The sequence below is a fragment of the Terrimicrobium sacchariphilum genome (genome assembly GCF_001613545.1).
GTDB lineage: Bacteria > Verrucomicrobiota > Verrucomicrobiia > Chthoniobacterales > Terrimicrobiaceae > Terrimicrobium > Terrimicrobium sacchariphilum.
In genome coordinates, this window is record NZ_BDCO01000002.1 from 439,055 (window position 1) to 462,944 (window position 23,890).

Consider the following 23,890-nt stretch of genomic DNA (forward strand, 5'->3'; position numbering starts at 1 on the left):
CCTTCGGTCTGTCTCATGAAAAAGCCCGTCGTTTTCCAGTGGATCGAGCCGTGCCGGAGCGAACGTCTCCGCAATGCTCAGGCAAAGCTGCTTGAGAGTATCGAGGCTTTTGGTCTTGATCCCGTCATCTTTCGCGCTGGGCCGAAGATGGTAAAGTTTGCCGAAATCCTAAAGCTCGGTCGCGCGAACTCCAATGGGCGGGGATTCGTGTGGTGCAACTCAGACGTCATCATCACTCGCGACCCTTTCGATCTTCCGAACCTCGATATTGCGCATGGTTTTCATCGTCGGGAGTTGCCCTCGCATGAGATCACCTACGGCGTCGACATGTATTATATCCCCGATGTCATCTGGGACGATCTGCTGGTGCGAGATATGCCGGATCTCTGGTGTGGGGCGGCGACCATTGACTGGTGGCTCTCGCGCGCCTGCCAGAAGGCGGGGGCTTACGAAAACCACGTCGGCTACATCGATCATCCCTCGCACGAGCGCTCCCAGGCCAGCGCGGGTGGGGATCGGTATTTCAAGCATAACGTGAAGCATTACAATGCATGGGCTCGACGCAATGGCATTGGCACGCTGGATACTTACATCGAGTTGCCATTGCTCGGGGTTTGGCAAAATTCCATTCGCTCACTCTGGAGGAAAAGCCGTTAAGACCTGATCATCATGGCAAGCTGTTCATCCATTCTCTCCTCATTGAGGTCAGTGCTGTCGGGTTCCCGCGGACGGACGGTGTCTCTTCCCGATCAACGGTTGACGCCGACACTTAATCACTACCTAGTCGGACAGTTTATCGGCGGAGCACTGCGTGACCGAAGGCCATTTCTGGCGAGCCGACTTGGTTGGATGGAAAGCAACTGCATCGGGGTATTTCAGGAGACAGGCCGGGCGGATGAGGCGTTTTTACAAAAGGTTTGGTTGCATGCCGGCGTATATCCCGCGACGAGGGATCAGTTTGCCCGGTTTACGGAGACCTATCTGGGTGCGCTGGAAGAGGCTGATCTGCTGGGGCTGATGAATGCTCCTTACGAGGCGGAGCATATTCGCAGTCGCTGCCCTGGTGCTGCATTGACGGATCTCGGTTCACTCGAGCCGTACCTTGGTCCCGAGCCTTGGTCACGTCATCTGGCCGGTCTTGACGTGCTGGTGGTGCATCCGTTTACGGAGTCGATTGAGGATCAGTATCGTAATCGCCGGGAAGCCATATTTACGAATCCCGACGTGCTCCCCTCTTTTAACCTCAAGACTCTGCGACCGCCACAGACGCTTGGCGGCAATAGCGATGGACGCGAGTCGTGGAGCGGGAGTTTTGATGCGCTAGCCCAGGCCGTAGCCTCACAGACATTCGATGCTGCGATAGTGGGTTGCGGGGCCTACGGTTTGCCGATTGGCGCAGTGATCAAGAAGATGGGCAAGCCGTGCATCCATCTCGGCGGAGCGACGCAACTTCTGTTTGGTATCGCTGGCACGCGCTGGCGGGAGCAGCCCGCCTTTCGGGCGCTCCAAACCACCGCATGGCGCAGCCCGCTTGAATCTGAGCGGCCAGCGAATTGGAACAAGATCGAGAATGGCTGCTATTGGTGATGGGGCGGCTCGCTCGATATGGATACAATTGATTGAAGCTCGCTTCTCCAAATCTTCCGGATCGCATCCGCAAGGATTATGTGAACTCTGACCGTTTGATCGGACTGTGCGACCACGTTTTCTGGCAGGATAGTTTCGGTGCATGTCCGGCGGATAGTGGTTTCCGGGGCGGCCAGTCGATCTTTTGCAAGATCGATCGGGTTTGGGAATGTTTTGGCCGTTTGGTGCGGACGCGCCGTCGGGTGGTGCTGATCACGGGCCAGGGGGATTTTCCAGTTGATGACCGGCGACTTGCAGAGGCTCCGGCCAATATCTTTGCCTGGTTCGGCAGCAATGCGGTGGTGGAGGACCCGAGGGTACATCCGCTGCCCCTGGGGCTGGGTTCCAAGCATAGCGCGGTTACCCTGTGCGCAGAGGAGCTGGCTGATGGGCTGGAGTCCCATCGCCCGAGGGAAAGATGGCTTTACGTGAATTTCCGGCCCGACACAAATCCCCAGGTGAGGCAGCCGGTCTATGATCGTTTCCAGAGCTTAAGCGGTGAGGACTGGGTGACCTTTCAGGCTCCCGCGACGCATGGCGACAACTCTGGCTACCTTGAGGCGCTCCTTACCCATCGCTTTGTATTGGCGCCTCCGGGCAATGGGATCGATACCCACCGCATGTGGGAGGCGCTATATGCGGGAGCGATCCCGATCGTGCTGAGATCACCGGCAATGCGGGCGTTTACCGGGCTACCCATCCTGTTCGTCGATGATTTCTCCGAGATCACTTTTGACCGGCTTCGCGAGGAGGAGCTTCGCATCCGGAGTGCGGAGTGGCATCTCGATGCGATGTTCCTGCCCTATTGGCGGGAGAAGGTTCTCGCCGCCTGTCGCGAGGTGCAGCGTCGGCCTGCCTTGAGTCTCCTCGAGTGGCTCCCATCGTTCCACCAGGCATTTGTCCGCCGGTTTTTTAACAGGCAATGAAGTCCGCGCCGCTGATTTTCATCCACTACGGCGATGCGCCTTATCTGCGAATCGTACTGCGTACGGCGCAGCTCACGAATCCCGGAAAACGCATCGTATTACTTGGAGATGAAGCCAACCGGAAATACGCCCGCAATGTGGCGGATTTCGTGCCATTTGAGGATCTCGCCTTCGGTGCCGACCTTTCACTCTTTGAAAAGGTCTTCCAGCCGATCCAGGGATCGCGGCACCGCTTCAACAAGCTGAATGGCACGGATTTCTGGCTTCGTTTCGTCTTTCGCAGGTGGTTTCTCATTGCGAACTTTCTTGAGCGCGAGGGCATCGATGCTTTCTGGACGTTTGACTCCGACACGCTGGTGCTGGCGCCGCTCGCTCCCCGTGAAGAGCGGCTGGCTGCGTATGATTGCACGGAACAGTGCCGGGGAGAGTGCCTTAATGGCTATGTCGCCTCCTCTCGCGTGGCGCGCGACTTTGTGCGCATGATCAACGTGCTCTTCCTGGACGAGGCCTACCTCCAGGAGCAGCGCGACCGCCTCGAGACGCACCTGGGTCTGGCCTTCAACGAAATGGATGCCTACCGCGAATTTCGCGCCCGGGCAGGGATTCGGTCGATCCGTCTTTCTGTACCGTACGAGGGCGAGGCTTTTGATGATGCATTGGCTTTTGCAGAAGACTACGAGGAAAATCCGACCAAGCTGGTGGGGCGCACGACCGTGAAGCGACTCTGGACCGGGCCGCATGGCGGACTGTTTGCGCGGCTCAAGACCGGGGAGGGTATCCGCCTGCTCTCTGCCAATATGAGCTGGATGCCGCTGTACCTCTATCGCCGTCTAGGTCTCATGGCGGCATCGCCCAAGGCGGAGGTTGCGATCGGCCCGTGCACCTACAGCCCACTATTATCGATTTCCTATGATGAGCCGCTTACTGATGCCGCGTTGCGACGACTGCGGTTGAGGCTTGCACCTGTCGAGAAAATCGCCTCCCAATTTATACGCCGTTTCAAGCCGTGTCCCTGACTCAAAAAATTCGTAAGGTTCTCAAGAAGCCCCGCCGTGTTATTACGCTGAAGCCCGAGGGGCGTAATCGCGGTGTCGTTGCATTATCCTACATCACCTGGCCCTTTGTGGATGGTATCGATATTCCGAAGGCTATGGGCCACACGAACCCTTTCGAGTGCGTCACCATGGCCGAGAGTTTCCGGAAGGAAGGCTTCGAGGTGCAGGTGGTGGACCATGACAATTTCGACTACGAGCCGCCGGCAAATTGTCGCGTCGCGGTGGATATCCATTCCAACCTGGAGCGCTGGCATCCTCATCTGCCCGCGGACTGTGTGCGAGTCTTGCATGCTACGGGATCGCACTGGCTGGGCTGGAACCATGCGGAGCTTACACGGCTTTGTGCCATCCGGGATCGCAAGGGCATCGCGCTCGTGCCTCGCCGCAATGTCCCGCCGTCCCGCGGTTCGGAGGTGGCGAACCAGATTTCCATCCTCGGTAATCAATACACCATCGACAGCTTCAAGTTTGCGGGCAAGCCGATCACGCGCGTTCCGCTGTCCTCAGCCGTGGAGCATCCCTGGCTTGAAGGGCGCGACTTCGAGCAGAGCCGCCGGAGATTCCTCTGGCTCGGCAGCTACGGCATGGTCCACAAAGGACTCGACCTCGCGCTCGATGCGTTTGCCGACATGCCCGACCTGGAGTTGACCGTCTGCGGGCGTCCGGAAAAGGAGGATGACTTTTACCGCCTCTATCATCGTGAACTGCGTGAACTGCCCAACATCCGCCATGCGGGTTGGATGGATATGACGTCCCCGGCATTCGTGGAAATCGCCCGCACGCATGCCAGCATTATTTATCCATCCTCGGCGGAGGGCGGTGCCGGAAGCGTGCTGCATGCGATGCACGCAGGCATGGTGCCGATAACGACCTGGGAGTCCTCGGTCGATCTTGGCGACTTTGGGGTGCCTATCGCGCGCGGGGACGTCGAGTCCGTGAAAGCAGCTGCTCGCGCATTGGCCTCTCTTTCGCCGGCTGAGGTGGCCCAGCGGGCCCGCGCTTCGTACGATCATGTGCGCAGCGCACATACCCGGCCCCTCTTTGCGACGAACTACCGCGCCTTTGCCCACAAGATCACTGCCGCGCTGTGAAGCTTTCGCAAAAATTCTGGAAACGGCTTTCGGATCTCTACGACGCCACGCTTTGCCAGCCGAAAGCGGTTGCAAAGCAGGGCCACGCGCCGGCGAAGCCATTTGCCGGGGAAAAAATTTCCGTCGGCATCCCGCATTATAATCGTGGCAGCCGTATCCACCGTCCGCTGCGCAATCTCCTCAATGATCCTCGCGTCGGCGAGGTGGTGATCTGCGACGATGCCTCATCGGCGGAGGAGTATTCCGCGCTTCAGCGCAACGTGCGCTCGCTCGATCCTCATGGGAAGGTGCGCATCGTCCGACACGAAAAGAATCTCGGGGCTATGGCCAACAAGCTCTCGTGCGCAGAGAATGCATCGTTGGAGTGGCTCGTCATTCTCGATTCCGACAATACGATCTTCCGCAACTACCTCGATGCCATCTACGCCCTTCCGGAGTGGGACCCGCAGGTCATTTATTCGCCGAGCTGGGCGTTTCCCTATTTCCCGTTCAAGCGGCTCATCGGAGAGCGGCTCGACTTTGATCGCGTGGTGGAGCTTTGCCGGGATAATACGCTCAAGCGCGTCTATTATCTTAACGACGGCAACTATTTTGTGAACCGCAAGGCTTATACCAACGCCGTCGGTTGTCTGGCCGAGCTTAAGTACGATGTCGCCGACGTGATGGTTGCCAATTATCTCTGGCTCTCGCTGGGAAACAGGCTGCAGGTCCTGCCCAATGCGCATTACTTCCATCGCATCGACGCCTCGAGCTTCTGGGTACGAACACAGGAGGAATCCCGCCGTCGGGTCTTTGAGCTTTTTGATCTGCTGGAGAGCAACACCCGATGGACTCCCGACCTGCTGGAGCGGTTTCGGAAATCAGCGGCAAAGGAAGAATGACGCTGGTGTTTCCCGGCTTGTCAGCAGAGCGGATTTTGATACTGGAGCAGAACTATGGCCATCGGATCGAAAATTGAGACACGCGGACATATCGTAGGTTTCCGCGAGGAGATCCAGGCGGCTTCCGGCAAATCGGCGGATGACTTTTTCACGTGGTTCGACAGCGCGGCGGATGCCGATGCGTCGTTCGTGCGGGGACAGTGGGATTTCTCGCTGCATATCGCACCCTACATTGCCAAATACGTTCCGCAGCCGGAGACGAAGACGATCCTTGAGATCGGGTATGGCGGCGGGCGAATCCTGGCCGCGGCGGCCCGCTCGTTTCGGGGAGCGGTGGGTGTGGACATCCACGATGAAGCGGCGCGTGTTAAGGGAGAACTCGCGGCCCGCGGGGCGCGAAACATTGAGCTGTTCAAGTGCGACGGTGCCAAATGGCCGTGTCCGGATGCCAGCGTCGATGCGGTCTACACGTTCATCGTACTTCAACACGTCGAGAAGATCGCGATATGGAGATCGTGCATCGAGGAAACCGCTCGCGTGCTCAAGCCGGGCGGAGTCGCCATGCTGTATTTTGGCCGCTGGGCTCCGGTCTCGCTGAATCGCGCTCTGCCGCTGGCCTACTGGGCGGAGCGATTTACTGAGCGGTTTTTCCTTCCGCAAGGTTACAAGGAACTCAAGGCTCACGTAAATGACACCAACCTGCTTGTGACCCTGTCATTTGCTCGCAGGGCGCTGCGTGAGGCGGGCTTTCGTGTGCTGGATACCGCGGTGTCGCGCAAGAAGGTGCCAGACGGGCTGCACCAGTTTGGCTCACAACACGGTCTGCTCGTCCAGAAAATCTAGATCTTTCGTGTGACGGTCTCGCGCCGTCGTTGCCATGCCATCGGTTAGCATTGTCATTGCCTCGTACAACTCGGCGGAGTATCTCCCGGCGACGTTGGTGAGTTGTTTGAATCAGGTCACTCCCGCTCGCGAAATCATCGTCATTGACGATGGCAGCACGGACGATACTCCGGCGGTCTGTGCGGGATTTGGGGAGTCGATCACTTATCGCCGGGTGGAAAATGGAGGCGTCTCGGCCGCCCGGAATCTCGGCGCCAAGCTCGCCACCTCGGACTGGATTCTCTTTCTGGATTCCGATGACGTACTGCTTCAAACCGCAGTCGCATCCCTGCTGGCACGGTCCGAGCAGGTCCCGTCGGCAGGCGTGGTCTACGGCATGGTGCTCCAGCGCATGGAGCCGCCGCAGGAGCCGCGTCTGAGCGGGTTTGATTACTGCGCGGGTGATCCGCCGCTGCCTGCTCAGAGAAATCTCTACCGGTGTGCCATCATCACGCCCGGCTCTGCCATCGTCCGCCGCGAGGTGCATCTGCGGGTGGAGGGATTTGTGTCCGGCTATGAGCCGATGGAGGATCGTGATTACTGGATCAAATGCGGCCTGCTCAAGCCGGTTGCCTTTTGTGATACAGCCGTGCTCGACAAGACATGGCGACCGGCCTCCGCCGGGACCCAGGATGCCAAGCGCATCTACCGCAGCCTTCTTGCTCAGGTCGCCTTGCGCAAATGGTGCAAGGAGCGTGGTATCGACTTTTCCTGGGCGCCGAAAAATGCGGGATTTGCCCGCGAGGCCATCCGGCAGGCGTTGTTTTGGAAAACGCCCGCCATCATGCCTGCTCTGCTGCGCAAGGCGGATGACCTGGGGTATCGTGGGCTGTGGTACTTCCGCGCCCAGTTGGAGCTTTTGAAGCTGCGATTCACCGGCGGCATCCCGCCCGAACCAGCCTGGCTCAATACGCCCACCGGTATACGCTGACGTGCCTTTTTTTTCTGTCATCACGCCGTCCTTCAACCAGGGCGCCTATATCGGCGAATGCGTGCGCTCCGTGCTCGCGCAGAACGATGCTGATTGCGAGCATCTCATCTTTGACAATTGCTCGACCGATGAGACAGCCGCGGTGCTCGGGGGATTCCCCCATCTGCAGGTGACCCGGGAAAAGGACCGTGGCCAGTCCGATGCCGTAAATCGTGGTTTTCAGGCCGCGACGGGCGAAATCATTTGCTGGTTGAATTCCGACGACGCGTACCCGCCGGGGCTCTTTGCCCGGCTGCGGGAGGTTTTTGCCGATCCCTTGGTACAGGTCGTTTTTGGCGATGTTACGCAGATCGCTTATGATGGTTCGGCTCCGCAGCGAGTCGAGGGGCGATTCGATCGGCGCGAGGACATGGTACGCTGGTGGCGTAGCGACGTACGGCTGCACCAGCCTGCGATTTTTTTCCGCTCGTCCGTCCAGCGCGCTACCGGGCTGCTTCGCGAGGACCTGCACCTCGTGATGGATTATGAATACTGGTGGAGGATGTCCGAAAAGTTCGCCTTCCATTATGTTCCCGAGGTGCTCGCCGTCCAGCATCGGCAACCCGAATCAAAGACCATCCTCGACTGGCAGGGCGTCTTCGCCGAGAGAGAGAGGGTCTTTTCGCCCTTTTACAGCCTGGTCGACGGCGGAAACCGGCAGGCTTTTGATCAGGAGCGTCGCCAGGGTCTGGCCGAGCGGTATCTCGGCGAGGCCTATCACAATGCCTCGACCCATCCGCAGGCAGCCATCCGGGCGTTCGTTCGTTCCTTGAAGGAAGCACCTGCGTATGGTTTACACGCACGTTCACTCGGTTTGTTACGTCGCCTGGACTGGCGGCGGCTTTTGAGTTCCACGAAATGAAAATACTTCTTATCGGCGGCGCCGGATTCATCGGCTCACACACGGCCCTGCGTCTTTTGCGCGAAGGCCACGAGCCCGTCGTCCTCGATTCCCTTGATCCGCAAATTCACGGAACCGATCTAGGCACGTCGGCCACCTTTGGCCTGCTGAGCGGTCGGGTGCCGGTGATCTGCGGCGACACTCGCGATCGCGGCGCGGTCGAGCGCGTCGTGCGCGATGTGGAGGCCATCTACTACTTTCCGGCAGGAACCGGCACTGGCCAATCGATGTACCAGATCGAGCGGTATACGGATATCAATGCGCGTGGCGCGGCGGTTTTCGGCGAGATTCTTGGAGAACACAAGGCACACATCCGCAAGGTCATCGTCAGCTCCACCCGGGCTATCTATGGAGAGGGCGCGGCGACCTGTCCGGAGCATGGCCGGGTTTACCCCGACTCCCGCAAGTTGACAGATCTTGAGGCGGGTGTCTTTGAAACGAAGTGCCCGATTTGCGGCGCTTCGGTGGAGGCTGCTGCCTCGCTGGAGTCCGACCCTGCGCGGCCGAGTTCCATCTACGGGATTACAAAGCTCGCCCAGGAGCAGATTGTTTCCAACGTCTGCCAGTCGCATGGCATCCCGGCGGTGGTTTTTCGCTACCAGAATGTCTACGGCCCCGGCCAGTCACTGAACAACGCCTATACCGGCATCCTCTCCATTTTCACCCAGCTCCTGCTTGCCGGACGCGAGATCAACCTCTTCGAGGACAGCCTGCCCAGCCGCGACTTCGTCTTCATCGACGACCTGGTGGAGTACAACTTCCGTGCGCTTTCGCTGGCATCCGAGGGATTGGAGGTCTTCAATCTCGGCTCCGGGGTGCGCAGTACGCTGGTCGATCTGGTCGAGGCGCTCGCGGCCGCGCTGGGTGTGGAGTTAAAGTATTTCATCTCCGGCCAGTTTCGCGTGGGCGACATTCGCCATGCCGCTGCCGACCTGACGCGTTTGACCGCGGGTCTCGGGGCGCATGAATTTCTCTCCCTGCGCGATGGCGTGAAGCAGTTCACAGACTGGGTGGGTCGCCCGGGCGAGCAGGTCACAGAGGCGAACCGCCGATTTGACCATTCCCTCAACGAAATGGCCGCTGCCGGGTTGCTTCGTTCCAGCCGCAAATGAGCGACCTCTGCATCCTTGTTTCGGTCTATCACCCATATAAATGGGTGGCGGACTTTACGCACCGCTTCATGGATCGGTTCTGGCCGGATCATCCACCGCTCTTTTTCTGTGGGCTCACTTCCGAGGAGGCGGGCGATCTGCCACACATTCCCTGTCGTGACCAGGGGCTACCCCGCAGCTGGGCAAAGTTCGTACGCGACGCCTGCGAGGATCTCGCCGCCCGGGGATACAAAAAGTGTTATTTTCTCCTGGAGGATCATCCTCCCCTGGCTCCCTGCCATGTAGGGCATCTGAATGAGACCCTGCCCGAACTCCTCGATGTCATGGGCGCTGCCTATATCGGCTTGATGGGATGGGACAATCGCCGCTTCCTCGCCCGGGGTCCGGTGCTGGCCAATGGTCTCATGCATCTCACCGAGCGGGAGTCCCCGCGTTTTCACCTCCATCCCTCGCTTTTCCGCCTCGATGTCCTCATGGGTTGCCTGGACTTGCTCCTTCAGCAGAAAAACCAGACGCCATGGGGATTTGAGAAGACCTGTGACAAGGCCGATAATTCGCTCCCGGAGGAGTGGAAGCAGGCATGCTATCAGATTCGCGGAGAGGATCTGGCGGTGCATCCTTCCGTCGGGATGGGGAGGCTCCTTCGCACCGCCGAGCGGAAGTTCTATCACCGCGCGATGAGCCTTGTCCCCGTGACGCAAAAGCTCGGGCTGGGCATGGCCTTCTGGGACGCGCTGGGTTATGACGACTTCTTTTACAATGGGCCGTATCCCATGTTTTACGCGGGCGTGATGTCGCGCGGAAAGGTTAACCCTTTCCTGCTCAAGTACCTCGAGCGTCATAAGTCCGATCCGGCCCTTCAGGAGCTTATTGCAGCCTCAAAGGCGCAGGGAGCCGCTTGAACCCATCATTTTCGCTGATTCTCCACCTCCTGGGCTGCATTCCCATCGGGCCAAAGTTGCCATCGGCAAATTTCGGCCTAAACTGCGGCCCGGAATGCGGTTCACCGCACAACCAAGTAACTCGTAATGGCATACTTTCGTGAAATTTTCCGCCCGCAGCTGAAGCCGGCATTCTGGGCAAAAACCTTCCTGCATCTCGTGACGCCTGGAGGGTACGGCTACATTCGCGAACTCCGCAGTCGTCAGGACGCTTCCTACAACCACGAGCGCGACAAGCACGAGGTGCGGCACAAGCACCACGGGCAGGGCGGCTGGAAGGCCGAAAAGGACGAGACCGGCCTGCTCAAGCGCGACTACGCCAGCTACGACGAGTACCTTACCCACCAGAAGCTGAAGCTCGACGAGATGGTGAAGATCAAGGGTGGTTTCAGCAATTTCGACATCTTCGATTATCGTCTGAAGTTTTACGTGCGGTTCCGCCAGCTGCTCACGCTCCTGCCTTCCGATGCGAAAATTCTCTGCTGCGGCGCCCGCCAGGGTACTGAAGTCGAGGTCCTGCGCGACCTTGGGTTCACCAATGCCATCGGCATCGACCTCAATCCCGGCGACGGCAATCCACTGGTTCGCCCCGGAGACATGATGAATCTCGACTTTCCGGACAACTCGCTCGACCTGCTCTACACGAACTGCGTCGACCACGCCTTCGATCTCGAGAAGATGATCGCCGAGCACTCCCGCGTGCTGAAACCCAACGGCTACCTGCTTTACGACATCGGTGTGAACATGGAGGAGGGCGGCGGTCCCTTTGAGGCGATCTCCTGGGATCGTACGGAGGATATCGTCATCCGCCTGCTCCGCACCTTCCGCGAGGTCGTTCGCATCGAGCGCGAGAAACAATGGCTGTGGGTCCTGCTCCGCAGCAAGATGGCTTGAGCCGTCCCCGCATCGTCGGCGTCGTCCTCGTGCACAACGAGGATGTCTTCGTGGAGCGGGCCGTGCGCAATGCCGCCCCGTTCTGCGATCACATCCTGCTCATGGACCACGGGTCGACGGACGCTACCGTACCGATCCTCAAGCGGCTGGCGAAAGACCTGCCCTCGGCGGAATTTCACCGCCTTTCCCATCCGCGGGAATCCCACAGATTGATTGCCGGGCTGGCTGGACAGGATACGTGGATTTTTGCTGTCGATGGAGACGAGATCTACGACACGGCAGGGCTGCTGCGTTTACGCGAGCGAATCAACGCCGGGGAGTTTGCCCGCACCTGGATGATCCTCGGCAACGTGCTCAATGTCACCACGTTGGCTCAGGATTTTCGTTCCGCCAGCGGACATCTGGCACCACCCTGCCGCAGCATGACCAAGCTGTACAATTTTGCTGCGATCAGCTCTTGGGACGGCGATGCACCGGAGCGTCTGCATGGCGGTGAGGTGGTCTTTCGACCTGGATTTTCCAACTCCGATCGACGCATGCTCCACGATGAAGTGCCGTGGGAGGAGAGCGATTTTCGTTGCCTGCACATGTGCTTCCTGTCACGGAGCTCCAAGGAATCTGCCGATGCCGCAACGCGGGAAAACATCATGGAAAAATACGGAAACTCCTGGCAGCGCGTCATTCGCACCCTGCGCCGCTGGGTTGGTCTGCCGGTGACAAACTGGAAGGACTCCCGTTATCGGCGCGGCCCGGAGGTTACGGTTTCCACCACAGCTTTTTTCCCGCTCGAGTCATGATCTTTTTCCGCAAAAAGCCTATCGCCACCGTCGCCTTTAATCTCGCGCCGCGTCGCACGGCGTTTGGCGGGGGCAATCAATGGCTGAACCAGCTGTCTCAGTATCTGAAGCGCTGCGGTTACGATGTGGTCTATCAAATCACGCCGGACGTCGATTGTGTCATGGGCACTCACGCGGGATTGAGCGGCAAGCTCACGATTTCCTATGACGATGTGGTCTGGGCCAAGCGCCGCAATCCGCGTCTCAAGTGCATCCAGCGCATCAATGACAATGATGTGCGCAAGGGAACGGACAAGATGGACGCTCGTCTTGCGGAAGCCAACACCGCAGCCGACCACACGGTTTTCGTTTCGGAGTGGCTTCGCGACCATCACGCCGCAAAGTGGTTTTCCCAGGATCGGCCGCACACGGTCATTACCAACGGAGCTGATCCTGCCGTCTTTCATCCGTTTGGCTCGCCCGTCTGGCAGCCAGGGCATCCGCTGCGTCTGGTGACGCATCATTGGTCCGACAACATGGCCAAGGGTTTCGATATCTACCAGGAGGTCGATAATCTCATAGCCAGCGGCGATCTCAAGGGAGTCGAGCTCTGGGTCATAGGGCGGTGGCCGAAACAAATCACCTGGAAGAAGGCGCGCACTTTCCCGCCCTGTACAGGGGCAAAGCTCGCCGGTCTCCTGCGCCAGTGTCACGTGGGCATCACGGCTTCGCGATACGAGCCAGGCGCCATGCACCCGGTCGAGGCGATGCAATGCGGCCTGCCGCTCTTTTATCATCGCGATGGGGGGGGCACGGTGGAACTGGGGCAACGCTTCGGCGTGGAGCTCACGGAGAATCTCCCGGAATCCATCGAGACCCTGAAGGACCGCTATCACGACCTGCGGGCCAGGGTTCTCCGCGAGGCCCCTGCGGGCGACCGTATGTGCGCCGCCTATCGACAGATCATCCAGTCCCTCATCAACCAGTGAGCACGCTGTGGCATGTCCATTTTACCGGCGGCGAAAAGGTCGCCTGGGCGCTCGATGAAGACCTGCGGGTCGCGCGAGAGGCCATGGAGGGGCATGTCATTCCCACCTCGCCTGCGGCGGCCCGTGTCATTCACTCCGCCTACTGGCCGCGTCTGCTCGATTTCGGCGAGCGTGCGGTACGGGGAAAAAAGCTCGTCTGTTTCGCGGATAATCCCCCGGTTTATTCACTCACGCAGCCGGAGTTTTCTCAGGCGGCGGCACGGGTGGACCTCTGGATCGCCCGCACCCGCGAGGCTGAGTCGCAATTTCGCATGCTGGGTCTTCCAGTCGCTCGTGCACCGTACACGGTTGACGCCACCATCTTCCGTCCGCTGGAAAATGACGGCGGACTCCGTCGCGAACTGGGCATCGACAAAAAGGCGTTCGTCATTGGGAACTTTCATCGCGATACCGAGGGCACGGACCTGCGTCGATTGAAGCGGCAGAAGGGGGCGGACATTCTTTTCGAAATCGCCAAGGAACTCTATCAGCGTCTACCGAATCTCGTCGTCCTCCTCGCAGGCCCTCGCCGCCATTGGCTTCGTCGCCGCCTGACTGCGGCAGGCATCCCCTTCCGTTTTCATGGACGCATTGGCCCGAACGACCAGGACGATTACGATCGCAACATTCTGCCGCGTACGGAACTGAACCGCCTTTATCAGGCGCTGGACGTTACTGTTGTCCCGTCGCGCTGGGAAGGCGGACCACATTCTCTCCTCGAAGCCCTTTTTGCCGGTCAGGCGGTGATCAGTACGCCTGTAGGTATCGCCCGGGACATCCTTCCATCGGAGATGCTATTCCGTACGGTGGACGAAGCTGTGAGCATCCTTGAGAACCATGCAAAAACCGGTTCGCTTCGGGAACCCGCATTTCTCGCCAGCCGTCGAGCGGATCGAGAAAACTCCACCTCGGCCCTGAGCGAGGCACTGGTGGCGATTTATCAGGAGTTGCCCCGGGGACCAGAGCGTCCCATGGCCCGGCTCTCGAGCGCGATTGCCTCGTCCCTTTTCCGCGTGCGCCGCCAGCTCGGCCAGCGTCAGGTCGTTTTCCCACCGAATGAGCAATCTGCCCTGGCCGATCGGATCATCGCCAAGGTGCAGAGTCGTCATGGAGCGGCTGCTCAGTCGGCGGAGACTCCGCTGGGCGTACATGATCCTGCGAGAGACGAGCAGATCCTGCTCGGCGCAGCATTGTTTTGCCAAGGGCGATGAAAAAGGTGCTGTGTTTCAAGCAGGGCAGTTTTTCGTTCGTGAACGAGAGCATTGCCCGCACGCTGCCAGCGGCCTTGCCCGGCTATGATTTCCGGTGGCTCGACATCATCGATGATATCGCCCGGCGCCGCCCGGCGACCTACTTTGCCGGATTGATTGAGGCCACGCTGCGCTATCCCCAACCGATCTTTCGATATCGGTTTTCGCCCCAGGCGTTCCTGCCACGGACCGTGACGTTCCTCCGTATGTTTGAGCACTGGGTTGCGACCAGCGAGGAGTTCTCCGGCGCGGCCTTTTCCTTCCAGACCCAATCGGTTTTTCGTGCGATTCGTGCCGGCATACCGCATTTCGGGTACACGGATCACACCCATCTGGCGAATGCGCGGTATGGCAGCGGCCGCAAGCTCCAGCCGATGACCCCGCAGTGGCTCGCGATGGAGCGATCGCTCTACATGGACTCGCGCGTGACGTTTACCACCGGGGAGTTCGCCGCGAGGTCGGTGATCGAGGATTACAACATCCCGTCCAGCCGGGTGGAGTGCGTGCATTCCGGGATTAATATCGCCTTTCCCGAGGTATTGCCTGCCAAGGTCAATCCTCACCCCCGCATCGTTTTTGTCGGTGTCGAATGGGAGCGAAAGGGCGGTCCCGAGATGATCGAAGCCTTTCGAAAACTCACGGGTGAGTTTCCGCAATCCGAGTTGCACATCGTCGGTTGCGACCCTGGCTTGAGCATGGATCGGGTGGTGATCCATGGCCGTATCCCGCGTGAGCAGGTGGGAGAGCACCTCACGCGAGCGGATATTTTTCTGATGCCCAGCCGCTCCGAACCGAGCGCGGTGGCTGTAGTCGAGGCGGCGGCGTATGCTCTGCCCGTCGTCACGACCTCAGTAGGGGCCAATGCCGAGCGCGTCCTGGAGGGTGAGAGTGGCTTTCTGGTCCCGCCGCGTAATCCCGAGGCCATCGCCGGAGCTTTGCGCAAGCTGCTTTCCGATGCCGCCTTGCGCCAGCGGTTTGGGGAAAGGGGCAGGGCCTTGGTCAAGGAGCACTTCTTGTGGGAAACGGTGGCTGACAAAATCGCCCGACGCATTCGGGCCGAATTATCCGAATGAGTCTTCCCTGGCAGATTGCCTCCGCCGTCCGGGGCGTATTGGATTTTCCCGAGAGGATGAGGGTTCGCCAGACGCGGGCAGATATCTCTCTCGCATCGTCGGGTGATCCAGTGCTTTCCTTTGGCGGAGTGCTGGAGCGACGGGAATTTCTCCATGGCGGAGCCATCAAACTCCTTCATCTCCGCGACGCATTTCCCTCCCATGCCCAGGCGTTCAACATCCTGTACCTGGTCAGCAGCGCCCAGCCACGTTTTGCTCGGGATCTCTGGGACACCTGCCGTCGCCGAGGGATAAAACTCGTCTGGAATCAAAACGGCGTTGCTTATCGCGGATGGGCGGGCGCAGAGGCCGAGCGGTTTAATGGCCCGATGCGGTGGCTCCGCGACCGCGCCGACTATGTCGTGTATCAATCCGGGTTTTGCCGAACGGCTTCCGACGAATTCCTGGGTCCGGCGGATCGCCCGTCGAGCATACTTTTCAATCCGGTCGATCTGGAAAAGTTTTCGCCCACACCGGAGCCGCTCCCTGCAATCCCGCTCCGATTGCTCTCATTGGGCACACACAGCTATCCCGACCGGGTTTTGTCGGCATTGCAATGCCTGTCCGTGCTGAGGAAAGAAGGCATCGAGGCGACCCTCACGGTGGCGGGCAAAATGGAGTGGCCCGGAGCCACGGACCAGGTGCGTGCCGAGATTCAGAGGCTCGGCCTGGAAGAGGAAATCCGCCTCCTGCCTGCATTCACCCAGGATGAGGCGGTGGCGCTTTATCGAGGTCATCATATCGTCCTTCATCCGAAATATCTCGATCCCTGCCCGACGGTTGTCATCGAGTCGCTGGCATGTGGGTTGCCCGTTGTGGGTTCCGCCAGTGGCGGATTGCCTGAGATGGTTCCCGCGAATTGTGGTGCGTTGATCCCGGTGCCTCTCGTCTGGGATCGGATGATCACGCCGCCCGCTGCAGAATGGGCTGCCGCGGTGAAAAAGGTGATACCGCATCTCGCGGAGTATTCCCAGGCAGCCCGGCAGCATGCCGTCCAGTGCTTCCAGGCGGAAACATGGATCGCCGAGCATCGACGGATTTTTGAAAATCTCCTCGCGTGAGTACGCCCGCCGTCACAGTTCTCATGACAGTCTACAATGCGCGAGCCTACCTCGACGTTGGCATCCGCAGCATTCTCGGGCAGACATTTCGAGACCTTGAGTTTCTCATTATTGACGATGGCTCGACGGACGGGGGAGAGGAGATTTTAAAAGCCTGGGCGGGAAAGGATTCACGCATTCGGCTCATCCTCAATCCGGTCAACCAGGGGCAGACTGTTTGCCTGAACCAAGGCATCACGGAGGCGCGCGCACCATGGATCGCCCGTCAGGATGCTGACGATCTGCCCCATCCACAACGTTTGGAACTCCAGATGGCCGAGCTTCACCGCCGGCCCGAACTGGTCATTCTCGGCACGAACGGATGGCTTATCACCGAGGACGGCACATTTTGCGGCCTGATCAACGCCCCGTGCGGCGAGGAATCTGTTCGCTGGTTCACCCTGTACGACAACCCGTTCATCCACGCCTCGGTCTGTTTCCGGAGGGACGCTGCTCTGGCGGTTGGAAAGTATGATCCGCATTTCCGCATCACGCAGGATTACGATCTCTGGCTGAAGCTCCTCAAAACAGGCCCGGGCGACAACCTCCCCCAGCGCCTGATTTCCTACCGGGTGGTCGACTCTTCCCTTTCGCACCAGAAAGCCGAGGCCACCGCCTCCGAGGCGATGGAGGCAAATCGCCGCGCGTTCGTGCAATGGGGGCTGGAATCCCACGCCACCCGGAGCAATCTGGCGCTTGTCAGCCAGCTTCGCGATGGATTCGTGCCGGGCAAACGCGCGGAATTTTGGGCTTTGCACCGGGAACTCGAGAAGACGCGCCCGGCTCCTGCCTGCGATCGCGCCGAGGCCAGATGCCTCCTCCATTGGAAAGCGGCAGGCAAATTGGGAGCATCAGCGGCGATGGCTCAGGAAATGTCAGCGAGCCTTCGCGCTCAACCGGACTTGTTTTTCAGCCTGCTGCGGGATCGAATGATGGGACCGCGATGAATAGCCTTTTTCAGGACTGGGATGTGAATGTGGGAAACCCGAAGGGGCGCGCCGTGCTTGTCTTCTGGCGGCTCTGCCGGGCGATTCGTTCCCTGCCGGGAGGACTGTGGCTGCTGGGTTCTCCGCTCCTGCTCCTCTATGTCGTGGGAGTGGAGTGGATCATGGGGATCGAGCTCGGCTACTCCACGCGTATCGGCACGCGTCTGCGCCTTTATCATGCCAGCGGCCTCGTGGTGCATCCTGCGGCGGTGATCGGAGATGATTGCATCCTGCGACAGGGCGTGACCATTGGCTACCGACAGGCGGGTGAGGGGGTTCCGGTCCTGGGGAACAACGTCGAGATCGGTTGCGGGGCGATCCTGCTCGGTGCGATCCGGGTCGGCGATGGTGCGAAAATCGGAGCCGGAGCAGTAGTCATCAAAGACGTCCCCGCCGGAGCCGTGGCGGCAGGGAATCCTGCGAAGGTCATTCGGGCACAACAGGCGTGAGGTTTCTTTTTCTTTCCAGTTACGCGCATCTGGTACTTGATCCGGCCTCGACCCGGGTCTCCGGAGGAGCGGAGCTTCAGGTTGCTCTGCTGGCGCGGGAACTTGCTGGTCGCGGCTACGAAACCACCATCGCCGCAGGGGACATCGGCCAGCCGGACGGGCAGGTCTTCCAAGGCGTGAGAATCCGCAATGGCGGAAAGTTTCAAACCGGCGGCCTGGTCGATAGCCTGAGGGCGCTCCCCAGGGTGGCTCGCATCCTCCGCGAGGAACGACCTGATCATGTGCTGATTCTCGGCTGGACGGCATGGCTGTTCATCCTCTGGCTGCTCCGCCCCATTTTTGGTTTTCAGCTTCATTTTATCTGTGGTCTCGACACGGAGGTGAATGGTGGCTTTCGGCGCGACAATCCGGTACGAGGATGGCTCTTTGAATTTGGCATGCGCCACTGCGACCAGCGCTTTGCCATGACGAAGCTGCAGGAACGGCTCTTCCAGAAGCAGGGCATGCCGTGTTCCCTGTACCGGAATCTGATCCTGCCCCGGGCAGAACCTCGCACGGCGGAAAAGACGGTCGATTTTCTCTGGGTCGCCCGATGCCAGCCGATCAAGCAGCCCCATATCTTTCTCGATCTCGTCGAGGCGATCCCCGAGGCCCGCTTTGAGATGATCTGCCCCTGCGAGGATGCCGCGCTCTTTGAATCCGTGCGCATACGGGCGGAGAAGCTGCCCAATCTCATTTTCCATAACGGCGTTCCCTATCGCGAGGTGCAGTCTCACTACGATCGCGCACGGGTCTTTGTAAACACCTCGACGTGGGAGGGGTGGCCAAACAGCTTTATCCAGTCCGGCCTCGCCTCCACAGCGCTGCTCTCGCTCATTGTGCGTCCCGACACGCTGTTTGAAGACTTTCAGCTAGGCGCCTGCATGGGTGGAGACCGGGAGCGATTCGTGGTTCTCGCCCGACAGTGGTTTGCTGACCGTGTCGCCACGGAGGCGATGGGGCGTGAGGCTGAGCGCTTTGTCCGCGAGCTTCATGATAATACGAAGGAAACCGACGCCTTCCTCGCCGGGCTGCCGGTCGCGAAACGATGATCAAGGTTCTCCAGGTCATCGATCATCTGGGTTCCGGCGGAGCGCAAACCGTCCTGCTCAACTTGCTGAAGTTTCGCGATCAGCGGGACTTTTCCTACACCGTGGCCTGCCTGCACGGGAAAGGAGGCGTCGCCGCGGAGCTGGAGGCCATCGGCGTGCCAGTGGTCTCATTGTCTCCCGGGAAACTGCCGCCGCTCTATGTGCCGAATCTCGCACGGTTGCTCATAAAAGAGCGTTTCGACATCGTGCATTGCCATCTATTTGGGGCGAATTGGCTGGCTCGCCCCATCGCCGCCCTCTGCGGGCAGAGAGCGATCTTTGCCCACGATCATTGTAATGATGCCCTGCGCGAGCGCCTCGCTCCATTTCTCGTCGATCGCCTGACCAATCTGCTTTCGTGCAAGATCCTCGCGGTCTCACGCACCACCCGCGAGTTTCTCCTCCGCCAGGAAGGACTCTCCGATGAGGTGGTCGAATATTTCACCAACGGCGTGGACGTGGATGCCTTCCAGCCTCCATCGCCTGAGGCCCGCGCGGCGTTTCGTGCTCGCTGGGGGTTGAAGCCGGGGGATTTTGTCATTGGGGGCATTGGTCGCCTCGTGCCGCAAAAGGACTTCACCACCTTTCTCCGAGCCGCCGTACTGGTGGCGGAGAAATCGACCGCCGCCCGCTTTGTCATCTTTGGGGAGGGTCCGGAGGAGGCGGAACTGAAAGCTCTGGCTGAAAGCCTCGGCCTCGGCGATCACGTACGATTTGCCGGATACGTCGGCGACCGACAGGCGGTTTATGGGGCCATCGATCTCCTGCTCCTCACCTCCCGCTATGAGGGAACTCCCATGGTCTTGCTGGAAGCCATGGCGGCAGGGGTGCCGATTTGCGCCACCGGGGTCGATGGAACGGCGGAGATTCTGGCATCGAGAGAGACGGCATTGCTCTTCCCTCCCGCTGATCCGCAGGCCGCGGCCGAGGCGGTTCTTGAGATGCAAAATCAGCCATTTTCGCACAAACTGAGCCTTGCCGCCCGGTCGCGCGTGCAGGCGGATTTCTCGGCCAAGTCCCTCTGCCACAGGCTTGAACAGTTGTATCGCGAGATGCTCCCGGTTGCGCCGACCGGATAAGCCTCCTTGCCTAGTCGAGAGGGAGTTACTAAGGTCGCCCGCGATGTTTCCCGAGGGCGGCCTTTTTTCGTATGTGCGACAGACCAGCGTACGGCTGGCGCTGTTCGCCGTTGCCGTGATCTTGTCCGGCTGCGCAGCTACCCAGACTTTCACCCCCCAGACGGCTCCGGACTACGTGATGATCCGGGACTACACTCCGTTTTATCGGCTCGGGCCGATGCAGGGGAGGCCGGATGCCTCGCTGCCCTCCGGGACGCGGGTGAAGCTCCTGCGTCAGGAAATGGGCTTCAGCCTCGTCCAACTTTCCGACAGCCGTACAGGATATGTCGCCAATGAGAATATGGTGCCAGCCCCGCCACTTCCTCCATCCGCGACGGACTCAGACTCTTCGGACTCCTCGTCCAAGCCCGGCAAGAAGCGCCGCAACGTGCCGGACAGTCCGCGCTACACTGGCGAACAGCTCAACGATATCCCGATGCCCGAGCCACACACCCCGGCTCCGGACCTGAATATCGCTCCTGAGGACGTGGCCGCGCCAGCTCCGACTCCGACGCCGCCGGCGGAAAAGCCAAAATTCCGGTATTAAACTTCTTGTGCCTGAGCCATTCGCGGGGCATTCCGTGTTGGCCTAGCACACGATGTCCGACCCGGTACGTTTTCAACATTTCGAGGTATTGCGCCGCGAGGACGGTTCGCTGTTCGAACTCGGTCGCGGTGCCATGGGCATCACGTACAAGGCGTTTGACACGAATCTGCGCTGCTTTGTCGCCCTCAAGGTCATCAACGGCACGTATTTAAACAGCGACATCGCCCGCCAGCGGTTCCTGCGGGAGGCCCGGGCTGCCGCCGCGCTGCGCCACCCGAATGTGGCGACCGTCTTTCACCTCGGTGACGAGGAGGATAATTACTTTTACGCCATGGAGTTCATCGACGGCGAGACCGTCGAGGCCTTCATGAAGCGCGAGGGCGCGGTGCCGCCCGTGATGGCTCTGGAGATTGCCCTGCAGGTCTGCCGGGCTCTCACTGCCGCCGAGAAACAGGGGCTCGTCCATCGCGATATCAAGCCCGCGAATCTCATGCTCATCTGGGAGGATGATACGGAGTTCACGGTCAAGGTGATCGATTTCGGCCTCGCGAAGAACTCCAGCAAGGAGGACGGCGAGGATGCTGCCACGCTCACGGCGGGCGGATTCCTTGGCACTCCGCACTTCGCCAGTCCCGAGCAGCTCGACGAGCGAGAGATCGATATTCGCTCCGATATTTACTCCCTCGGGGTGACTCTCTGGTACATGCTCGCGGGCAAGACCCCCTTTAGCGGTTCGCTCGCCCAGGTGATGAGCCAGCACCTGCACCGCGACCCGCCGTTTCAGTCCCTCGACGGCCAGATTCCATCTGTGGTTGGACTGCTCAAACACATGATGGCCAAGGCCCCGGAGGACCGCCCGGCCACGCCAGCGGCCCTCCGCAAGGAAATCGAGGAGTGTCTCGCAGCCCTGCGGCAGTCCGGGGCATCCACTGCTCCCGCCACCAGTGCAGATGCGGAATCATTCGAGACGGTCGTCCTGCCCGAGCCGATCGCCGAGGCGGAAACTCTCGCCTCCGGGCAAATGCTCGCGGGTCGTTTCCGACTTATCGCCGAGACTGTGGCCTCGGATCACGGTCGATTGTTCAAGGCCGATAGCCTGGAGGACGGCAAGACTGTCGCGGTGCTAATCCTGCATTCGGAAAAGTTCGCCACCTCGCAGGCATTCACCCAGCTCGAGCAGGAGATCGAGACGCTCCAGCGCCTTCGCGCCCCGGCCTTGCAGAAAATCCTCTCGCTGGAGCGCACGGACTACCACAGCTTCATCGTCCTGGAATGGGTCGACGGGCCGACCTTGCTCGACCTGCTGCGCACCCGCCGCCTGCTCCCTGTTCCCGAGGCGGTGCGACTGCTCGCTCCGCTGGCGGAAGCGTTTGATAACATTGCCGAGGCGGGACTGAATTGCCCCGATATCGCGGCTCATGAGGTGACTCTCACTGGTGGGGAAGTCGACACTCCGGTGACGGGCTGGACGACCTGCCACCCGCGTTTCCTCGGCCTGAGCCAGGCCGGAGCCTCAAACCTGCCCGCCGACGCCACCATGGTGGCGACATCCTACGCGCTGATGAAGGCCGCCGGCGCGTTCGCGGCCAATCCTCGCAATGCCTTTGTTTACGCCGTCGCCACGCTTGCTTTTGAAATGCTGGGCGGGGTGAGGGGAGGGTCGTCGATCGGGACGTTCGTTCCCATCGCCGGTCTTTCCGAGGATGGCAACAATGCCCTGCGCCAGGCGCTTGATCCCGCGAAAGGCTTCGCCACGGCCGCCGAGTTTGTCACACGCCTTTCCGAGGCCCGGTCGACTGCCGCGGTCCCTTCCGCTCCGGTCATTGCTCCTGCGATTCCTTCGCCGGCTCCGTCGGTGGAACCGGCCACGGCTGCGACTATTCCCGGCAGGAAGAAGACCTCGCCCATCCTCATTCTCGGAGTGTCGGGAGGAGTCCTGGTTATTCTCGCGATTCTCGGTGTGCTCCTCAGTGCCCGCAAAGGCGCCCCGGCGGAAAAGCCTGTCGAGCCAGTGGTCGCTTCTGCCACGCCGACGCCCACGCCGGTTCCCGCGACACCCACGCCGATCCCGGTCAACCAGCCGTATCTCGATGACATGGCCAGGGCCGACGCCTTGCTTCACGAGGGCAACTTTCCCGGTGCGCTCGCCGCCTACACCAGGGTCGCGGTGAATTACCCGGATGAGAAAAAACCGCTCGATCAACTCGAGCTCGTTTCAGCGAGTCTCCGCGCGCGAAAGATCCCGGCCAGCCAGGTCGCCTCGCTACGCGGCCCGCTTGAGACGGCAGCGGAGTTGAAAGTTCGTTCCGCCCAGATGGCTCTTGGGGAAATGTTGAGGGTGAGCGATCCATCGGCTGCGTTGAAATGGTTCATCGCGGCGGCGGATCAGGGTCAGACCGAGGCGATGGTCTACGCCGGTCAGATGCAGGCCAGCGGGCAGGGCGTCTCCGCTCCGGATTTCGTCAGCGCCGCCAAGTGGTTCACCAAGGCAGCTGATGGGCAGGATGCCGACGGCATGTACTTCCTCGCGGAATGTTATCTCAGTCCCGACAGCTCCAAAGGCGTGCTTCGCGATCCGCAGAAGGCCTTTGTACTGCTCTCCACCGCCGCCACGGTCAGGAACCACACCCGGGCCATGAATCTCCTCGGGGATATTTACACCAAGGGCATTCCGAACGTGGTGGAGCGTGATTACGCCAAGGCGTTTGATTTCTTCAGTAAGGCCTCCGCAGGCGGGCTGCTCGACGCCCAAGGAAATCTCGGCGTTCTCTACATCAATGGGCAGGGAGTCGAAAAAGATCCGGCCAAGGCAGCTGCGTTATTCAAGGAAGGCGCGGAGCAGAAAAATCCTCTCTGCATGTACTTCTACGCGATGTGCCTGGACGGCGGCTTCGGCGTTGAGAAAAACGCCTCAGAGGCCAGGGAGATGTATCGTGCTGCCGCAAGGCTTGGAAATGCCAAGGCACTGGATTGGTGCCGATCGAAGGGCGTCTCTCTGGAGTGATTAGGGAGTCATTAGGCAACCCATGATGCGAAAAGTGCAAAATTCGCATAGAGCATTCCTTGCAACCCGCGGAAGGGGCTGGTAATCCGAGTCTCTTTTCCTCTTACCCGA

23 protein-coding genes are annotated in these 23,890 nt (G+C 60.2%); all 23 read left to right on the plus strand.

Going from position 1 to position 23,890, the window contains the following annotated elements; translation table 11 throughout:
• The first annotated feature begins 15 nt into the window (after window positions 1-15).
• The gene (locus TSACC_RS02730; RefSeq protein WP_153811219.1) at window positions 16-657 is read left to right on the plus strand and encodes a hypothetical protein; all 642 of its coding nucleotides are present in this window, start codon (window positions 16-18) and stop codon (window positions 655-657) included.
• A 192-nt stretch (window positions 658-849) separates the two neighbouring features.
• Entirely contained in the window at window positions 850-1,587 is a 738-nt protein-coding gene (locus tag TSACC_RS02735; RefSeq protein WP_084400142.1) for a hypothetical protein, read from the plus strand.
• Between the two features lie 224 nt (window positions 1,588-1,811).
• A complete protein-coding gene (locus TSACC_RS02740) occupies window positions 1,812-2,552 on the plus strand; it encodes a glycosyltransferase family 47 protein (RefSeq protein ID WP_237763890.1) in 741 nt (246 codons plus the stop codon).
• On the plus strand, window positions 2,549-3,568 hold the full coding sequence (locus TSACC_RS02745; RefSeq protein WP_075077866.1) for a hypothetical protein: 1,020 nt from the start codon (window positions 2,549-2,551) through the stop codon (window positions 3,566-3,568). Before TSACC_RS02740 ends, TSACC_RS02745 begins: the two co-directional genes overlap by 4 nt.
• Complete coding sequence (locus TSACC_RS02750; protein WP_075077867.1) at window positions 3,559-4,698, plus strand: glycosyltransferase; 1,140 nt, start codon at window positions 3,559-3,561, stop codon at window positions 4,696-4,698. Before TSACC_RS02745 ends, TSACC_RS02750 begins: the two co-directional genes overlap by 10 nt.
• Window positions 4,695-5,579, plus strand: coding sequence for a glycosyltransferase family 2 protein (locus tag TSACC_RS02755; RefSeq protein ID WP_075077868.1), 885 nt, complete (start codon window positions 4,695-4,697; stop codon window positions 5,577-5,579). Before TSACC_RS02750 ends, TSACC_RS02755 begins: the two co-directional genes overlap by 4 nt.
• Before the next feature lie 54 nt (window positions 5,580-5,633).
• The gene (locus TSACC_RS02760; protein WP_075077869.1) at window positions 5,634-6,422 is read left to right on the plus strand and encodes a class I SAM-dependent methyltransferase; all 789 of its coding nucleotides are present in this window, start codon (window positions 5,634-5,636) and stop codon (window positions 6,420-6,422) included.
• Between the two features lie 34 nt (window positions 6,423-6,456).
• Window positions 6,457-7,392 (plus strand): glycosyltransferase family 2 protein, encoded by a 936-nt coding sequence (locus TSACC_RS02765; protein WP_075077870.1) that lies wholly within the window; start codon window positions 6,457-6,459, stop codon window positions 7,390-7,392.
• 1 nt (window position 7,393) lies between these two features.
• Entirely contained in the window at window positions 7,394-8,293 is a 900-nt protein-coding gene (locus TSACC_RS02770; RefSeq protein WP_075077871.1) for a glycosyltransferase family 2 protein, read from the plus strand.
• Window positions 8,290-9,444: an NAD-dependent epimerase/dehydratase family protein gene (locus tag TSACC_RS02775; RefSeq protein ID WP_075077872.1), complete on the plus strand. Its 1,155-nt coding sequence runs from the start codon at window positions 8,290-8,292 to the stop codon at window positions 9,442-9,444. The genes TSACC_RS02770 and TSACC_RS02775 overlap by 4 nt, the downstream gene beginning before the upstream one ends.
• The gene (locus TSACC_RS02780) at window positions 9,441-10,346 is read left to right on the plus strand and encodes a hypothetical protein (protein WP_075077873.1); all 906 of its coding nucleotides are present in this window, start codon (window positions 9,441-9,443) and stop codon (window positions 10,344-10,346) included. Before TSACC_RS02775 ends, TSACC_RS02780 begins: the two co-directional genes overlap by 4 nt.
• A 126-nt stretch (window positions 10,347-10,472) precedes the next feature.
• Window positions 10,473-11,279, plus strand: coding sequence for a class I SAM-dependent methyltransferase (locus TSACC_RS02785; RefSeq protein WP_075077874.1), 807 nt, complete (start codon window positions 10,473-10,475; stop codon window positions 11,277-11,279).
• Window positions 11,276-12,076 (plus strand): glycosyltransferase family protein, encoded by an 801-nt coding sequence (locus TSACC_RS02790; RefSeq protein WP_237763891.1) that lies wholly within the window; start codon window positions 11,276-11,278, stop codon window positions 12,074-12,076. Before TSACC_RS02785 ends, TSACC_RS02790 begins: the two co-directional genes overlap by 4 nt.
• Window positions 12,073-13,044 (plus strand): glycosyltransferase family protein, encoded by a 972-nt coding sequence (locus TSACC_RS22050; RefSeq protein WP_075077876.1) that lies wholly within the window; start codon window positions 12,073-12,075, stop codon window positions 13,042-13,044. The genes TSACC_RS02790 and TSACC_RS22050 overlap by 4 nt, the downstream gene beginning before the upstream one ends.
• Complete coding sequence (locus TSACC_RS02800) at window positions 13,041-14,294, plus strand: glycosyltransferase (protein WP_075077877.1); 1,254 nt, start codon at window positions 13,041-13,043, stop codon at window positions 14,292-14,294. The genes TSACC_RS22050 and TSACC_RS02800 overlap by 4 nt, the downstream gene beginning before the upstream one ends.
• A 38-nt stretch (window positions 14,295-14,332) precedes the next feature.
• Window positions 14,333-15,406: a glycosyltransferase family 4 protein gene (locus TSACC_RS02805; protein ID WP_169809518.1), complete on the plus strand. Its 1,074-nt coding sequence runs from the start codon at window positions 14,333-14,335 to the stop codon at window positions 15,404-15,406.
• Window positions 15,403-16,506, plus strand: coding sequence for a glycosyltransferase family 4 protein (locus TSACC_RS02810; RefSeq protein WP_075077879.1), 1,104 nt, complete (start codon window positions 15,403-15,405; stop codon window positions 16,504-16,506). Before TSACC_RS02805 ends, TSACC_RS02810 begins: the two co-directional genes overlap by 4 nt.
• On the plus strand, window positions 16,503-17,492 hold the full coding sequence (locus TSACC_RS02815) for a glycosyltransferase family 2 protein (RefSeq protein WP_075077880.1): 990 nt from the start codon (window positions 16,503-16,505) through the stop codon (window positions 17,490-17,492). Before TSACC_RS02810 ends, TSACC_RS02815 begins: the two co-directional genes overlap by 4 nt.
• Window positions 17,489-17,980, plus strand: a complete 492-nt coding sequence (locus tag TSACC_RS22055) for a serine O-acetyltransferase (RefSeq protein ID WP_075077881.1) — start codon at window positions 17,489-17,491, stop codon at window positions 17,978-17,980. The genes TSACC_RS02815 and TSACC_RS22055 overlap by 4 nt, the downstream gene beginning before the upstream one ends.
• On the plus strand, window positions 17,977-19,071 hold the full coding sequence (locus TSACC_RS02825) for a glycosyltransferase family 4 protein (protein WP_075077882.1): 1,095 nt from the start codon (window positions 17,977-17,979) through the stop codon (window positions 19,069-19,071). The genes TSACC_RS22055 and TSACC_RS02825 overlap by 4 nt, the downstream gene beginning before the upstream one ends.
• A complete protein-coding gene (locus TSACC_RS02830) occupies window positions 19,068-20,189 on the plus strand; it encodes a glycosyltransferase (RefSeq protein WP_075077883.1) in 1,122 nt (373 codons plus the stop codon). Before TSACC_RS02825 ends, TSACC_RS02830 begins: the two co-directional genes overlap by 4 nt.
• A gap of 43 nt (window positions 20,190-20,232) precedes the next feature.
• Entirely contained in the window at window positions 20,233-20,775 is a 543-nt protein-coding gene (locus TSACC_RS02835; protein ID WP_075077884.1) for an SH3 domain-containing protein, read from the plus strand.
• A 52-nt stretch (window positions 20,776-20,827) separates the two neighbouring features.
• Window positions 20,828-23,779 (plus strand): protein kinase domain-containing protein, encoded by a 2,952-nt coding sequence (locus tag TSACC_RS02840; RefSeq protein WP_075077885.1) that lies wholly within the window; start codon window positions 20,828-20,830, stop codon window positions 23,777-23,779.
• Window positions 23,780-23,890 lie beyond the last annotated feature (111 nt).

Coding starts and splice junctions, on each gene's coding strand:
- TSACC_RS02775 (WP_075077872.1), top strand. CDS start 8,290: ATGAAAATACTTCTTATCGGCGGCGCCGGATTCATCGGCTCACACACG.
- TSACC_RS02745 (WP_075077866.1), top strand. CDS start 2,549: ATGAAGTCCGCGCCGCTGATTTTCATCCACTACGGCGATGCGCCTTAT.
- TSACC_RS22050 (WP_075077876.1), top strand. CDS start 12,073: ATGATCTTTTTCCGCAAAAAGCCTATCGCCACCGTCGCCTTTAATCTC.
- TSACC_RS22055 (WP_075077881.1), top strand. CDS start 17,489: ATGAATAGCCTTTTTCAGGACTGGGATGTGAATGTGGGAAACCCGAAG.
- TSACC_RS02735 (WP_084400142.1), top strand. CDS start 850: ATGGAAAGCAACTGCATCGGGGTATTTCAGGAGACAGGCCGGGCGGAT.
- TSACC_RS02835 (WP_075077884.1), top strand. CDS start 20,233: ATGTTTCCCGAGGGCGGCCTTTTTTCGTATGTGCGACAGACCAGCGTA.
- TSACC_RS02730 (WP_153811219.1), top strand. CDS start 16: ATGAAAAAGCCCGTCGTTTTCCAGTGGATCGAGCCGTGCCGGAGCGAA.
- TSACC_RS02810 (WP_075077879.1), top strand. CDS start 15,403: ATGAGTCTTCCCTGGCAGATTGCCTCCGCCGTCCGGGGCGTATTGGAT.
- TSACC_RS02785 (WP_075077874.1), top strand. CDS start 10,473: ATGGCATACTTTCGTGAAATTTTCCGCCCGCAGCTGAAGCCGGCATTC.
- TSACC_RS02830 (WP_075077883.1), top strand. CDS start 19,068: ATGATCAAGGTTCTCCAGGTCATCGATCATCTGGGTTCCGGCGGAGCG.
- TSACC_RS02840 (WP_075077885.1), top strand. CDS start 20,828: ATGTCCGACCCGGTACGTTTTCAACATTTCGAGGTATTGCGCCGCGAG.
- TSACC_RS02760 (WP_075077869.1), top strand. CDS start 5,634: ATGGCCATCGGATCGAAAATTGAGACACGCGGACATATCGTAGGTTTC.
- TSACC_RS02765 (WP_075077870.1), top strand. CDS start 6,457: ATGCCATCGGTTAGCATTGTCATTGCCTCGTACAACTCGGCGGAGTAT.
- TSACC_RS02780 (WP_075077873.1), top strand. CDS start 9,441: ATGAGCGACCTCTGCATCCTTGTTTCGGTCTATCACCCATATAAATGG.